The organism is Rhodococcus sp. G6(2025), assembly GCF_058628105.1.
The window spans coordinates 2,029,684-2,044,113 of record NZ_CP179750.1; the positions used below are offsets into that span (position 1 = coordinate 2,029,684).

11 protein-coding genes are annotated in these 14,430 nt (G+C 68.6%); 4 read left to right on the top strand and 7 right to left on the bottom strand.

Features of this window, described 5'->3' with window-relative positions; genetic code table 11:
* Positions 1 to 5 precede the first annotated feature (5 nt).
* From ACLIVD_RS09100 to ACLIVD_RS09130, 7 genes are read right to left on the bottom strand one after another with little or no spacing between them, the layout of a single operon-like run.
* A complete protein-coding gene (locus ACLIVD_RS09100; protein ID WP_317567925.1) occupies positions 6 to 1,325 on the bottom strand; it encodes a DUF2252 domain-containing protein in 1,320 nt (439 codons plus the stop codon).
* A gap of 42 nt (positions 1,326 to 1,367) precedes the next feature.
* On the bottom strand, positions 1,368 to 2,360 hold the full coding sequence (galE, locus tag ACLIVD_RS09105) for a UDP-glucose 4-epimerase GalE (RefSeq protein WP_280780846.1): 993 nt from the start codon (positions 2,358 to 2,360) through the stop codon (positions 1,368 to 1,370).
* Positions 2,361 to 2,400: 40 nt separating this feature from the next.
* The gene (locus ACLIVD_RS09110) at positions 2,401 to 3,483 is read right to left on the bottom strand and encodes an ABC transporter ATP-binding protein (RefSeq protein ID WP_280780847.1); all 1,083 of its coding nucleotides are present in this window, start codon (positions 3,481 to 3,483) and stop codon (positions 2,401 to 2,403) included.
* Between the two features lie 28 nt (positions 3,484 to 3,511).
* Complete coding sequence (gene galK, locus ACLIVD_RS09115; RefSeq protein WP_491932333.1) at positions 3,512 to 4,702, bottom strand: galactokinase; 1,191 nt, start codon at positions 4,700 to 4,702, stop codon at positions 3,512 to 3,514.
* On the bottom strand, positions 4,699 to 5,865 hold the full coding sequence (gene galT / locus ACLIVD_RS09120; RefSeq protein WP_280780849.1) for a galactose-1-phosphate uridylyltransferase: 1,167 nt from the start codon (positions 5,863 to 5,865) through the stop codon (positions 4,699 to 4,701). The genes galK and galT overlap by 4 nt, the downstream gene beginning before the upstream one ends.
* Positions 5,852 to 6,658, bottom strand: coding sequence for a DeoR/GlpR family DNA-binding transcription regulator (locus ACLIVD_RS09125; RefSeq protein ID WP_283333498.1), 807 nt, complete (start codon positions 6,656 to 6,658; stop codon positions 5,852 to 5,854). Before ACLIVD_RS09125 ends, galT begins: the two co-directional genes overlap by 14 nt.
* Positions 6,655 to 8,733: a beta-galactosidase gene (locus tag ACLIVD_RS09130; protein ID WP_283333499.1), complete on the bottom strand. Its 2,079-nt coding sequence runs from the start codon at positions 8,731 to 8,733 to the stop codon at positions 6,655 to 6,657. The genes ACLIVD_RS09125 and ACLIVD_RS09130 overlap by 4 nt, the downstream gene beginning before the upstream one ends.
* A gap of 231 nt (positions 8,734 to 8,964) precedes the next feature.
* Between ACLIVD_RS09130 and ACLIVD_RS09135 the strand changes: the two genes are divergently transcribed.
* Genes ACLIVD_RS09135 through ACLIVD_RS09150 form a run of 4 tightly spaced genes read left to right on the top strand, consistent with a single transcriptional unit; the run spans position 8,965 to position 14,390 of the window.
* Positions 8,965 to 10,260, top strand: a complete 1,296-nt coding sequence (locus ACLIVD_RS09135) for an ABC transporter substrate-binding protein (RefSeq protein ID WP_283333500.1) — start codon at positions 8,965 to 8,967, stop codon at positions 10,258 to 10,260.
* 55 nt (positions 10,261 to 10,315) lie between these two features.
* Entirely contained in the window at positions 10,316 to 11,239 is a 924-nt protein-coding gene (locus ACLIVD_RS09140; RefSeq protein WP_491932335.1) for a carbohydrate ABC transporter permease, read from the top strand.
* A complete protein-coding gene (locus tag ACLIVD_RS09145) occupies positions 11,239 to 12,174 on the top strand; it encodes a carbohydrate ABC transporter permease (protein ID WP_280780854.1) in 936 nt (311 codons plus the stop codon). Before ACLIVD_RS09140 ends, ACLIVD_RS09145 begins: the two co-directional genes overlap by 1 nt.
* A complete protein-coding gene (locus tag ACLIVD_RS09150; RefSeq protein ID WP_491932336.1) occupies positions 12,171 to 14,390 on the top strand; it encodes an alpha-galactosidase in 2,220 nt (739 codons plus the stop codon). The genes ACLIVD_RS09145 and ACLIVD_RS09150 overlap by 4 nt, the downstream gene beginning before the upstream one ends.
* Positions 14,391 to 14,430: the final 40 nt, after the last annotated feature.

Here is a 14,430-nt window from a genome sequence, read left to right on the forward strand (position 1 = left end):
TTCGGCTAGGTCGCGGAGACGCCCGCGATCTCCCCTTCCCGGAACGCGTTCACGAACAGCTGGTGGTCCCTGCGGCTCACCTCGGCGTACGCGATGCCGAAGTCGACGATCTCGCCGACGAACTCGTCCAGCCTGCCGTCGACGACGTTCTGGATGGCGTTCTCGGTCTGGAACGTGACAAGGGTCTGATCGCTGTCCTCGTCGGAGACGCAATGCACCTTCGCCGTCGCCCGGCCGAGGTCCTCGAGCACCGGCGCGATGTCTTCCGGTTCGGTGAGGTCCGACCAGTCGAGGTCCAGTTCGTACGGGGAGAGTTCGGCGACCACGAAACCGGTGTCGCCGATCTCCGTGTAGCCGAGCAGCGGATCGGTGTGTACCTGCAGGGCCCGCTGACTCACCGCGGTGCGGTGACCTTCGTGCTCGAAGTAGCCGCGGACGGCGGTTTCGTCGACGATGCGGCTCGGGGCGGCGACGTTGCCCTGCTTGAGCGACAGCACGATGTCGTTCTCGAGCGCCTGCGTCGCCCCTTCGATGAGTACGTTGTACGCAGGAAGACCGGCGCTGCCGATCCCGAAGCCCTTCCGCCCGACCACGTCCTTGATCCGGTAGAACACCGGCCGTGCCGACCGCTTGCTGCGCGGAATTCTCTCGACGTACGTCTCGACCGCCTCGCTCACGGTGGTGCGTTCCTGCTCGTCCACTTCGCGGACGCCGCGGCCGCGCCGGAAGTGCCGATCGTAGTCCTCGAGCACCGTGACGGACTCGAGCAGGCTCACCCGGGTGGCGAGGCGCGCACGAAGGAGGAGGTCGTGAATGGCGCCGCGAGAATTGTCCAGGCCCAGCGCGAAGTCCTCGTCCGCCTCCTGCCGCGCATAGTGCAGGACATGGTCGACGTAGCTGCGCAGATACGTTTCGGCCAGTTTGCGGACGTCCTTCTCGGGGAGGGCCTTCTGCCAGCCCATCAGGGCCAGGCTCGCGACGAAGCGACGAAGATCCCAGCTGAAGTGCCCCACGTACGCCTCGTCGAAATCGTTGACGTCGAAGACGAGGGTGCCTTCCGAGTTCATGTACGTGCCGAAGTTCTCCAGGTGCAGATCGCCGTGGATCCACACTCGGCCGGTGCGCTCGTCGGCCCACGGATCGTCGAAGTCACGCAGATCGTCGTAGAACAGGCAGGCGCTGCCCCGGTAGAAGGCGAACGGATCGGCGGCCATCTTCCGGAACTTCGTGCGAAACGCACTCGGGTCCGCCTCCATCAGATCGGCGAAGGCCTCGACGAGGACCTCCACGATCCGACCCTGCCTCGTGGAATCGGTGACGTCCACACCAGCCTCCTTCTCGCGGTCCACGGGGTGCCGCACGCCTGCTCACGACCGCACTGCACCACGGTAGCGTTCCCGCGCGCCCAGCGACTGCAGATACGTCCACGCATCGGCCACGATCGCATCGAGGTCCGTGTGTCTCGGTCGCCAGCCCAGTTCGGCCTGCACACGTGCGCCGGACGCGACGAGGACCGCCGGATCACCGGCGCGCCGCGGGGCGTCCCGGGTGGCGATGGTTCGGCCCGTCACGCGTTCGCAGGACGAGATCACCTCCCGCACACTGAACCCGGTGCCGGTGCCGAGGTTGTAGACGCGGTGCGTTGCGGGCCGGGCCGACTCGAGCGCGAGGATATGCGCCTCCGCCAGGTCGTGGATGTGGATGTAGTCGCGGACGGCAGTGCCGTCCGGGGTGGGCCAGTCGGTGCCGAACACCGAGATCTCGTCCCGGTGCCCGGCGGCGACCTGCAGCACCAGCGGGATCAGGTGTGTTTCCACGAGACGGTTCTCGCCGAGCCCGGCGTACGCGCCGGCGACGTTGAAGTAGCGCAGACTGCACGCGGCCAGACCGTGCGCGACCGCGTACGACGTGATCGCGTGGTCGATCGCCAGTTTGGTGGCACCGTACGGGTTGGTCGGCCGGGTCGGTGCGTCCTCGGTGATCGGCACGGAGTCCGGTGATCCGTACGTCGCTGCGGTGGAGGAGAACACCAGCCGGCCGGTACCGGACGAGCGCATGGCCTCCAGCAGGGTCAGGGTCTTGACGACGTTGGCGTTCCAGTACGTCTCCGGCGTCACCACCGACTCCCCGACGAGGGAGCGGGCGGCGAAATGCAACACGCCGTCGAAGTCCCCGCTGCCGAGAACCCGCTCGGCCGCACTCGCGACGTCCTCCTCGACGAACTCCGCTCCTGCCGGCACCGCGTCGGCGTTGCCGGTCGACAGGTCGTCCACGACCACGACCGTGTGGCCGCACTCGAGCAGCCGCTGGGCGCAGACGCTGCCGACGTAACCGGCGCCGCCGGTGACGAGAAGTTTCACTTGTTGCTCCTTCGGTTCGGCGGTGGGGGGGTCGGTTCGCTCAGTCGCCGAGTCGCGCCCCCGTCGTCGGGGAGAAGTAGTGCAGGCGGGCCGGGTCCGGTGCCAGCCGGATCACCTCGCCCTTGGCCGGGGATGCGGAGTCGCTGACGCGCGCGACGATGTCGTGTCCGCCGAGTTCGCCGTCGCGGACGATGCGTCCGTAGATGTAGGCGTCCGCGCCGAGTTCCTCCACCACGTCGACCTTCACCGTGGTGCCCCGGTCGGACACGGTCCACGCCTCGGGGCGGACACCGACGACCACCCGGCCGGTGTCCAGGGCGCCCACCACCGACCGCTCGATCGGCGTCGACAGTGAACCGATCCGGGCGTCGCCGTTCACGACGTCGACCTCGAACAGGTTCATGGCCGGTGACCCGATGAACCCGGCGACGAAGCTGTTGACCGGCTTCTCGTACAGCGTCTTCGGGCTCGCGCACTGCTGCAGGATGCCCGCTTTCATGACGGCCACGCGGTCGCCCATGGTCATGGCCTCCACCTGGTCGTGGGTGACGTACACGGTGGTGGTGCCCAGCCGGCGCTGCAGCAGTGAGATTTGGGTGCGGGTCTGCACCCGGAGTTTCGCGTCGAGGTTCGACAGCGGCTCGTCCATGAGGAACACCTGCGGGTCGCGGACGATCGCCCGGCCCATCGCGACACGCTGACGCTGCCCACCGGAGAGTGCCTTCGGCTTGCGGTTCAGGTAGTCGCCGAGATCGAGAATCTTCGCGGCCTCCTCGACGCGGCGGCCGATCTCACTCTTGTCCATGCCGGCGATCTCGAGGGCGAAGCCCATGTTCTTCGCCACCGTCATGTGGGGGTACAGCGCGTAGTTCTGGAACACCATCGCGATGTCCCGTTCCTTCGGTGCGAGGGCGGTGACGTCGCGTTCGCCGATGCGGATGGCACCGTAGTCGACGTCCTCGAGACCGGCCAGCATCCGCAGCGACGTCGATTTGCCGCACCCGGAGGGGCCGACGAGGACGAGGAATTCGCCGTCCTCGATGTCGAGGTTCAGCGAATCGACGGCCGGCACATCGGAACCGGGGTACATCTTGGTGGCTGCGTCGTACGTGACTCGTGCCATGGTGTTCTCCTGGTCGTGGAAGGGGATCTCAGAGTCGGTGTGCCGAGCCCGACGGCTCGGCGTGCAGGAACTGGGGGACCGGCAGGCCGGCGGTCTCGGCGCGTCGGGCGACGTTCTCGACGACGGCGTCGACCCGGTCGGCGGGTACGAGGGCGATCGCGGAGCCGCCGAAGCCGCCGCCGGTCATCCGCGCACCCCAGGCGCCGGCCTCGAGGGCGGCGTCGACGGCGGAGTCGAGCTCGACGGAGCTGACCTCGTAGTCGTCGCGCAACGAGGCGTGCGAGCGGTTCAGGGCGTCGCCGATGTCGGCGATCCGGCCGCGGTCGAGCAGGTCGGCGACTTCCCGGACGCGGCGGATCTCGCCGAGCACGTGCCGGACCCGCTGCGCTGCCGGGGAACTCAGTCCCGCGACGGCGGCGTCGGGGTCGGCGACGTCGCGCAGGGTGGCGACGCCGAGGTCGGCGCAGGCCTTCTCGATGGCGGCGCGCCGGTTGCCGTACTTGCCGTCGACCAGCCGGTGCGGCGCGTTGGTGTCGATGACCACCAGCCGGGCGTCGGCGGAGTCGAAGTCGAGCGGAACGTGGCGGGTGGCGCCGTCCCGGCAGTCGAGGAGCAGAGCGTGGCCGGGGCGGGCGAGCATCGCGACCGACTGGTCCATGCCGCCGGTGGACGCGCCGGCGATCTCGTTCTCCGCGCGGATGGACGCGGTGATCAGCGGGCGGCGGCCGGCGTCGTCCGTGGGCAGTCCGGCGAGGTCGGCGGCGGCGAGAGCGAAGGCGCACTCGAGCGCTGCCGAACTCGACAGCCCGGAGCCGACGGGGACCGTCGAATGCACTGCGACGTCGAAACCGGTTCCCGCCGTGAGGTGTCCGGACCGGTGTAGCGCCCACACCACCCCGGCGACGTACGCGGCCCAGCCGGCCGGGTGGCCCGGGGCGACGTCGTCGAGCGGACCGCGCCAGGACTCGCCGGTGTGCGTGGACACGGCGTGCAGGATCCCGTCGCCCCGCACACGGACGGCGACGACCGTCACGTAGGGGAGCGCGAACGGCAGGACCAGTCCGCCGGCGTAGTCGACGTGCTCACCGATGAGGTTGACTCGGCCGGGTGCCGTCCAGACGCCGTCCGCGGCGCCGCCGAACGTGCTGCGGAACAGCGCCTCCGCGGGGCCGGCGACCGAGGCGGCGTCGACGGGGGTGACCCACTGCGCACCATTCACGACGCCACCTCCCGCAGCCGGTCGGCGATGCGCTCGGGGGTGGTGTCGTTGACCCACGCCCCCATCCCGGACTCGGATCCCGCCAGGTACTTCATCCGGCCCGGCGACCGCATCATCGAGAACAGTTGCAGGTGCAGGCGTCCGAGCGGACGGTCCTCGCCGACGGGCGCCTGGTGCCACGCGGCGATGTAGGGCACGGCGTCGACACCCTCGAAGAACCGGTCGACCCGCCGCAGCAGTTCGAGATAGACGTGGGCGAGTTCGTCCCGCTCGTCTTCGGACAGTTCGGTGAGGTCACGGACGTCGCGGTGCGGTGCGAGATGCACCTCCAGCGGCCAGCGCGAGGCGGCGGGAACGTACGCGGTCCAGTGCTCGGCGGCCAGGACCACGCGCCTGCCGGATCGTGTTTCGGCGTCGAGGACGTCGGCGAGCAGCAGCCGCCCGGTGCTCTCGAAGTGCTCGCGGGAGCGCCGGATCAGTGCGTCCGTGCGGGGCGGCAGGTACGGGTAGGCGTAGATCTGCCCGTGCGGATGGGTCAGGGTGACGCCGATTTCCTTGCCCCGGTTCTCGAAGCAGAACACCTGCCGGACCCCCGGCAGCGTCGACAGTTCGGCGGTGCGGTCGGCCCAGACGTCGACGACGGTGCGGACCCGGTCGACGCTCAGGGTGGCGAAGGCGGCATCGGGGTTGCTGGTGAAGCACACGACCTCGCACCTGCCCGCTCCCGGTGCCAACGGCCACAACGCTTCTCCGTCGACGCAGTCCGGAAGGTCCTGCTCGGCGGCGGCCGTCGCCAGCGACGGGAAACGGTTCTCGAACACCACCACGTCGTAGTCGTCGGCCGGAATCTCCGTAGGTGCCTTGCCCGGCACGCTCGGGGCGAGCGGCGACGCGTCCGGCGGCGGCAGGAACGTGCGGTCCATCCGCTGGGCAGCGATGACCACCCATTCCCCGGTGAGCACGTCGAACCGCATCTGCGACTGCGACACCGCCGGCGGCAGCGGACGTGAATCCACCAGCTCGCGGGTGGCTCCGCCCGACACGTACGGCTCGGAGTCGTCGAAGTAGATCAGTTCGCGGCCGTCCGCGAGGGTCGTCCGGGTCTTGCGCATCCGGAGCCGCGTCCCGGTCTCCGGCGCATCCTGTTCGTCACGCACGGTCATCGGTGGGTCCTTCCCGGTTCTCCCGTGTCACCACGAGGTCGCCGACGTGGTCGGCGAGAGCTTCCTGGGCGGTGCGCTCGAGCCCGGCGTCGGTGATGAGGATGTCGACGTCGGACAGTGGGATCGTGTTCGCCAGCGCGGTCACCCCCCACTTCGTGTGGTCGGCGAGCACCACGACCCGCCGCGACGACGCGACGAGCGCCTGATTGGTCTGTGCTTCCATCAAATTGGGGCAGGTGAGTCCGGAGTCGATCCCCATGCCGTGCGTACCCAGGAACAGCATGTCCACGTGGATCCCGCGCAGGGCGGCGACCGTGAGCGGCCCGACCAGCGCGAACGACGGGGTGCGCTGACCACCGGTGAGGAGGATGGTCTGGTCGTCGCGGCCGCCCTCGTGGAAGGCGTCGGCGACGGGCAGCGAATTGGTGACGACGGTGATGTCGGGGACGTCGAGGAGTTCGCGGGCGAGGGCGTGCGTGGTGGTGCCGCCGGAGATGCCCACCGACGTGCCTGGCCGCACCAGCCGGGCGGCGGCGCGGGCGATGGCCCGCTTGGCCTCCCGGTCGAGTTCGGACTTCGCCGAGAACCCCGGTTCGTGCACACTTGCCGACCGCGGCAGCGTGACCCCGCCGTGCACCCGCTCGACGAGACCCTGCTCGACGAGTTCGTTGATGTCGCGCCGGATGGTCATGTCGGAGACCCCGAGCGTCGCGCCGAGGTCGACGACCTTCACCGCACCGCGGGAGGTGACCTCGTCGAGGATCACCTGCTGGCGCTGACGAGCGAGCATCATGCGTCCGCCTTTCGGGTCCGGGCGCCGGTGTCGGCGCTGTCTTCGCGAATCACAGCACAGCTGCCGGGTGCCAGCGTGAGCGGTCCGTCGACCACTCGTTCGGTGACGAGGTCGGTGCCGGACACCTCGACGGTCACCTTCTCGGGCGTGTGGTTGAGGACGAACAGCCACGACCCGTTCTCGCCCCGCCTGCGTACGATCTCGACGGCGGAGTTCTGTCCCGCGTGGAGATCGAGACCTGCTGCGGCGCAGATCGTCTCGGCGATCCTCGCCCAGCCCTGCGTGTCGGGGACGGTGGCGAGGTACCAGGCCGCGCCGTCGCCGACCGGCCTGCGGGTGAGGGCGGGCACGCCCTGCAGATGCCCCTCGGTGTGGCGGGCGAGAACGTCCACGTCCTCGGACACCGTCAGGTACTCGGTCCAGATGCGGGCCGCGGTGCCGTCGTCGAGGGCGACGGTCTCGTCGGCGCCGAGCGGGAAGAACTCCTCGGTGCGGACACCCAGCAGGTCGCGGAACGCCCCGGGGTAGCCGCCGAGCCGGATGTGATCGTCGCGGTCCGCGATCCCGGAGAATGCGGTGACCAGCACCTGGGCGCCGGCGCGGGTCGCGGCCTCGATGCGCGCGGCGTCCTCGTCGCTGCACAGGTACACGGCCGGAACGACCACCACGGCGTACCGGCTCAGGTCGGCGTCCGCGGGGATCACGTCACACGTGACGCCGGAGAAGGCGTGGTGGGCGCGTTCGGCGATCGCCATGGGCTGCATCAACCGGGACGGGTGCCCGTCCTGCTCGCACGCCCACTGCGACTCCCAGTCGAACAGCACACCCACCGGCGCCTCGACGCGACTGCCTGCCACCGGTTCGAGGCGGCGCAGCACGGCGCCGAGCTGGACGACTTCCCGCCATCGCGCGGAGTCGGTGCCCGCGTGCGGAACCAGGGCCGAATGGAATTTCTCCGCACCCGCGTCGGACGCGCGGAACTGGAAGAAGGCGATGCCGTCCGCTCCGCGGGCGACGTGGGCGAGGGAGTTGCGCAGCATCTCCCCGGGTGCCTTCGCCCGGTTGACCGGCTGCCAGTTGACGGCGCTCGTCGAATGTTCCATCAGCAACCACGGCCGTGAGCCGGCGATGCCGCGGGTCAGGTCGGCCGAGAACGACAGCCGGTGGTGGGCGGCGCCGTCGCCCGTCGCGGGCCCCACCAGGTAGTGGTCGGTGGACACCAGGTCCTGTTCGGGCGCCCACTGCGTGTAGTTCATGTCGCCGGCGAGCGACTGCGGTGAGCCCATGCCCACCATGAAGTTGGTGGTGACCGGGATGTCGGGGGTGATGCGCCGCAACACCTCCCGCTCGGCGAGGTACTGGTCGAGGAGGGCGTCCGAGCAGAACCGGCGCCAGTCCAGCAGATGCGTGGGATTGCCGAACGTCGTGCTCGCGGCGGGCGGCACCACTTCGTTCCAGTCGCTGTAGTGCTGGCTCCAGAACGTCGTGCCCCACGCCCGGTTGAGTTCGGTCAGGTCGCCGTAGCGACGCTGCAGCCACCGCCGGAACGCCCGCGCACTGTCGGGGGAGTAGCAGCGTGAGTTGTGGCAGCCGAGTTCGTTCGACACATGCCAGAGCGCGAGTGCGGGGTGGCCGCCGTATCGGGTCGCCATCTTCTCGACGAGGACGAGGGAGTGGTCGCGGTAGATCGGGGAACTCGGGCTCCATGTCTGCCTGCTGCCGATCTCGTACCGGTAGCCACGCTCGTCCACGGGCCGGACCTCGGGATGCGCGGCCGTGAGCCAGGGCGGTGGGGACGCGGTCGCGGTGGCCAGGTCGACGCGGACGCCGCCGTCGTGCAGGAGGTCGAGGACGCGATCGAGCCAGCCGAAGTCCCACGTGTCGGGGGTGGGCTGGAGCCGCGCCCAGGAGAAGACGCCGACGGTCGCGAAGTCGACACACGCCTCGCGCATGAGTTCGACGTCGCGCTGCCAGATCTCTTCCGGCCACTGCTCGGGGTTGTAGTCACCGCCGAAGGAAATGCCCCGGGTCGGCCACCGCAGGTGCCGCCCGCCGGAATCGCTCGCTGTGTGCATGCTCACAATCTGTCGGATCGCTGTTCAAAAGTCAACACTAATGAACATTTCTGCACTTGTGCAGGTGAACGCGCATGCGACTGGTTGACAACGCGCAGTGCGGCGTGATTTTGTAACCTGCATCACGTAAGGGCGTGAGGCGACAGCACCGAAATGTGATCGAAGTTGTTCGATTTCGATCAGGTGGTGAGCGACTCCGCCCCCACCCGGTACTCAACCGAAAAGGGCACCATGAACCGAAACGAGCTGCCGCACCCGTGGCAACCCTCCCGGCGCACCTTTCTCAAGGCCGCGCTCGGCGCCGCGGGCGCCCTGTCGACCGCGGGCCTGCTGTCCGGGTGCACGAGCGGTGTCGACCCCCACGTGATCACCCTCGGATCGCGGCTGTCGGACAAGAACGCCAAACTCGGCGTCCAGGACGTCGTCGGGATGTTCCAGCAGCAGACCGGCGCCGCCGTGCGGATCAACTCCGTCGACTCCACCTCGTTCCAGGAGAACGTCAACAACTACTTGCAGGGCACCCCGGATGACGTCTTCACCTGGATGTCGGGGTACCGCATGAAGTACTTCGCCGACAAGGGTCTCGTCGACGACGTCAGCTCGGTGTGGCAAGCGCACGGCAGCGGCTTCAGTGACAGTTTCCGTGAGGCGTCCACCGGAACCGACGGCCAGCAGTATCTGATCCCGTTCTTCTACTACCCGTGGGCGGTGTTCTACCGCCCCAGCCTCTGGCAGCAGCGGGGCTACGCGCCGCCGAAGACGTTCGACGAATGGGTGGCCCTGTCCAAGCGCATGCAGGCCGACGGACTCACCCCGGTCGGGTTCGGCGTCCGCGACGGCTGGCCCCCGTTCGGCACGTTCGACTATCTCGACCTGCGCCTCAACGGCGTCGACTTCCACCGCTCCCTGCTCGCGGGCGAGGTGAGCTGGACCGACAACCGCGTCCGGTCGGTGTTCGACACCTGGCGCGAGATCCTCCCGTTCCACCAGTCGCAACCGCTGGGCCGCAAGATGTCCGAGGCGCAGCAGGCACTCCTGAACAAGGAAGTCGGCATGCTGGTGGCCGGCATGTTCGTCGCGCAGAGCTTCCCCGCAGGGCCCGACCGCGAGGATCTGGACTTCTTCGCGTTCCCCGAACTCGACTCCGCCGTCGGCGCTTCGGCGGTCGAGGCGCCGATGGACGGATTCATGATGCGCAAGGACCCGCGGAACCTCGGTGGCGCGCAGCAGTTCCTCTCCTTCCTCACCAGCGCCGACGCCGCAGTCGCGTATGCGAAGCAGGACCCCCAGGCGATACCCGCGCACCGCGACGCCGATCTGTCGAGTTTCTCTCCGCTCGTGCAGAAGTCGGCCGCCCTCGTCCAGGGTGCGGGGTCCATCACCCAGTTCCTCGACCGGGACACCCGCCCCGACTTCGCGTCCGTCGTCATGATCCCGGCGATGCAGCAGTTCCTGGGCAACCCGAACGACGTCGACGGCCTGGTCCGCAGCATCGAGCGTCAGAAGGCGGCGGTGTTCGGGCAATGAGAGCACACGAGAAGACAACGACCACCATCACGGTCCCGACAGGTCAGGTGAATTCATGACCAGCACAGTTCCTCCCCAGGCCGGAACCGAATCCAGGATTCGGGCACCGAAGATCCGGCGCAGCCGGGGTGACCGGTGGACCATCGCCGTCATGCTCGGGCTGCCCGCCGCGATCGTGATCGGGATGGTGTGGATTCCCACCGTGTTCACGGTGATCCTGTCGTTCGCACGCTGGGACGGCATCGGCGGCACGTCCACCATCGAGTGGATCGGCCCGCAGAACTACGTCGACGCCGTCCAGGCGTACCCCCCGTTCCAGCAGGCCCTCCACAACAACGTCCTCTGGCTGGCGTTCCTGTTCGTCTTCCCGACGATCCTCGGCATCTTCCTCGCGGTCCTCCTCGACCGGGGTCTGAAGGGAAGCCGGCTGTACCAGAGCATCTTCTACATCCCCGTGGTGTTGTCGATGGCACTGGTTGGGTTCGTGTGGCAGCTGATCTACGCCACCGACGGCGGCGTGCTCAACACCATCCTCGGCACGGACGTCGACTGGCTAGGCAACCCCGACGTCAACATCTGGGCCGTCATGGTCGCCGCCAGCTGGCGGCACACCGGCTACATCATGTTGCTGTACTTGGCCGGTCTCAAGGCCATCGACCCGTCGGTGCGCGAAGCGGCCCTCATGGACGGTGCGGGTCCGATCCGCACGTTCTTCCGGATCGTGTTCCCCCTGATGAAGCCCACCAACCTGCTGATCATCGTCATCACCGTCATCGAGGCCCTGCGCGCCTTCGACCTCGTGTGGGTGATCAACAAGGGCCGCAACGGACTCGAACTCATCTCCGCCCTCGTCACCGCCAACGTCGTGGGCGAAGCGGGCCGGGTCGGATTCGGGTCTGCCCTGGCGACGATCATGCTCGTGATCTCGCTGGTATTCATTGCCCTCTATCTCTGGATCGTGATGCGGAGCGACGACTGATGACCATGACGACACCCCTCGCCGACCACAGTGCGCCCGTCGACCGGACCGGGCCCCGCAACAAGGCCGCGGTGGCCAACCGGCGCCGGCTGAGTACCGCGCACGCCGCGATCTACCTCCTTCTCACCGCCCTGGCATTGCTGTGGATCTTCCCGCTGCTGTGGGCGCTCTACAACTCGTTCCGCGACTACGACTACGTCCTCAGCCACGGCTACCTGTCGGTCGGCGGATTCACGCTCAGCAATTACACCGAGTCGTGGGAGGTCGGCGGTATCCCGCACTACTTCCTCAACTCGATGCTCATCACCATCCCGGCGGTGCTGCTGATCCTGTTCATCGGGTCGATGGCGGCGTTCGTGCTCGCCCGGTTCCCGTGGAAGTTCAACGTGATCATGCTGGCGGTGTTCATCGCGGGCAATCTGCTGCCGCAGCAGACACTGTTGACCCCGTTGTTCCGTCTGTACAACGCGATTCCGCTGCCGTACTGGATGAGTTCGTCGGGCTCGCTCTACGACAGCTACTGGGGACTGATCCTGGTGCACGTCGCGTTCCAGACCGGTTTCTGCGTGTTCGTGCTCAGCAACTACATGAAGACGGTCCCGCCGGAACTGCTCGAGGCGGCGACGGTGGACGGCGCCGGGCTGTTCCGTCAGTACTGGCAGGTGGTGCTCCCGCTGTGCCGTCCGGCGCTGGCCGCGCTCGCGACGCTCATGATCACCTGGATTTACAACGACTTCTTTTGGGCACTGGCGCTGATGGTCAGCGGCGACAAGCTGCCGGTCACCACCGCACTGCAGAATCTGCAGGGCAGCTTCTTCACCGACACCAACCTGCTCGCCGCCGGATCGGTGCTCGTCGCACTGCCTACGGTGCTCGTATTCGTCGCGCTGCAGCGGCATTTCGTTTCCGGACTGACGATGGGAGCCAACAAGTGACTGCGACTCCACCGCACGCATACGTCCACCTCACCGCCGGCGGCGTGTCCGTCGTTCTCGATCTCACCGGGGGCCGGTTGCCGGCGATCGTGCACTGGGGCGCGGCGCTCGGCGACCTCACCCTCGCCGACGTCGAAGCCCTGGCGCAGGCGAACATCGAGCCCCCGGCGGGCAACGTGGTCGACCTCCCGGTGCGGCTGTCGATACTCCCCGAACACCACACCGGGTGGGTGGGTAAGCCCGGGATCGCGGGGCACCGGGACGGCGCCGACTGGTCGCCGCTGTTCACGACCACCGCGCTCACGGTCGACGCAGCCGAGCACCGGTCGGGACTCGTCGCGGTCGGTGCCGGCGCGGTGCGGGTCGCCGCGCACGACACGGTCGCCGATCTCGGTCTGGTCCTCGACATCGAGCTGCTACCGAGCGGCCTGCTCCGGGCGCGCGCCGAGGTCACGAACGCGGGCGACTCCTTCTACGTTCTCGACGACCTCCAGCTCGCCTTCCCGGTCCCGCCGCAGGCCCGCGAGATCCTCGACTTCGCGGGCCGGTGGGGGAAGGAACGGACCCCGCAGCGCCGTGAACTCACCGTCGGCATCCACGAACGCGAAGGACGGAAGGGACGCACCGGCCCGGACGCCGCGACGGTGCTCTCCGTCGGCGTACCCGGATTCGGGTTCGGCCGCGGCGAAGTGTGGGGCACCCACGTCGCGTTCAGCGGCAACCACCGCCACTACGCCGAACGTCTCTTCACCGGTTTCCAGGTGGTCGGCGGCGGGGAACTGCTCCTGCCGGGCGAGGTACGGCTCGCGGACGGCGAGAGTTACGCAACGCCCTGGGTCTACGGCGCCTACGGCGACGGCCTCGACGCCCAGGCACATCGCTTCCACGACTATCTCCGGTCGCGGCCCACGCACCCGCGGCGCGTGCGCCCGGTGACGATCAACGTGTGGGAGGCGGTCTATTTCGACCACGACCTGGCCCGGTTGACGGACCTGGCGGATCGCGCGGCGAAGCTCGGCGTCGAACGCTATGTGCTCGACGACGGCTGGTTCAGGTACCGGCGCAACGATCTGGCGGGCCTGGGGGACTGGCACGTCGACGAGACGGTGTGGCCGAACGGTCTGCATCCGCTCGTCGATCACGTGCGTTCCCTCGGCATGGAGTTCGGCCTGTGGTTCGAACCGGAGATGATCAACCTCGATTCCGACCTCGCGCGGGCGCATCCGGAGTGGGTCATGGCGACCGGCGGGCGCACGCCCGTGCCGTCCCGGAACCAGCAGGTGCTCAATCTGGGGATCCCCGAGGCGTACGACCACATCCTGGAGCGCATGTCCGCGATCCTCGGCGAGTACGACATCGCCTACATCAAGTGGGACCACAACCGCGACCTGATCGACGCGGGCACCGCACCGCACGGCCGCGCCGGCGTCCATGACCAGACCCTCGCGACCTACCGGTTGATGGACGAACTGAAGCGCCGCTTCCCCGGACTGGAGATCGAATCCTGCTCGTCGGGCGGAGCGCGGGTGGACCTCGGAATCCTCGAGCGCACCGACCGCGTCTGGGTTTCGGACTGCATCGATCCGCTCGAGCGCCAGCAGATGAACCGGTGGACGATGCAGCTGCTTCCCCCCGAGCTGCTGGGCTCGCACATCGCGTCCGGCATCTCCCACACGACCGGCCGGTACCACCGCCTGTCCTTCCGGGCGGGGACGGCGCTCTACGGTCACCTCGGAATCGAGTGGGATCTCGCGACCGCCACCGACGACGAGAACGTTCAGCTCGCGGTATGGATCGACCTGTACAAGCGGCACCGGGAACTCCTGCACACGGGAACGATGGTGCGCGCCGACGAGATCGACCCGACCCTGCTCGTCTACGGCGCGGTCGCGCAGGACCGGGCGGAGGCGCTGTTCTTCCTCGCGTACGTGGGGCGCTCCGAGGTGTCACCGCGCGGCAGGTTCACGCTGCCCGGGCTCGACCCCGACCGGCGCTATCGGGTGCGTCCCGTCTTCGCCGGTGCACCGGACGAGGGCCTGAAACCCCCGGCGTGGTTCGACGTGCACCCACAGGGTGGTCGAGCCGACGGGCTGTCCGCGGGGAGCGAGGTTCCCGGCGTCTCGATGGCGGGCCGGGCCCTCGCGGTCGCCGGACTGCAGACACCCGCGTCCTTCCCCGACGACGTGGTCGTGCTCTCCGTCACCGCGGAGGCGTAGCCGCGGCACCAGGTGGGCAGGATTCACCCTGGGGTAGGTG

Bases quoted from the DNA above. Each gene is read 5' to 3' on its own strand.
- ACLIVD_RS09140 (WP_491932335.1), top strand. From the start codon at position 10,316: ATGACCAGCACAGTTCCTCCCCAGGCCGGAACCGAATCCAGGATTCGG.
- ACLIVD_RS09110 (WP_280780847.1), bottom strand. From the start codon at position 3,483: ATGGCACGAGTCACGTACGACGCAGCCACCAAGATGTACCCCGGTTCC.
- ACLIVD_RS09145 (WP_280780854.1), top strand. From the start codon at position 11,239: ATGACCATGACGACACCCCTCGCCGACCACAGTGCGCCCGTCGACCGG.
- ACLIVD_RS09135 (WP_283333500.1), top strand. From the start codon at position 8,965: ATGAACCGAAACGAGCTGCCGCACCCGTGGCAACCCTCCCGGCGCACC.
- ACLIVD_RS09125 (WP_283333498.1), bottom strand. From the start codon at position 6,658: ATGATGCTCGCTCGTCAGCGCCAGCAGGTGATCCTCGACGAGGTCACC.
- galT (WP_280780849.1), bottom strand. From the start codon at position 5,865: ATGACCGTGCGTGACGAACAGGATGCGCCGGAGACCGGGACGCGGCTC.
- ACLIVD_RS09130 (WP_283333499.1), bottom strand. From the start codon at position 8,733: ATGCACACAGCGAGCGATTCCGGCGGGCGGCACCTGCGGTGGCCGACC.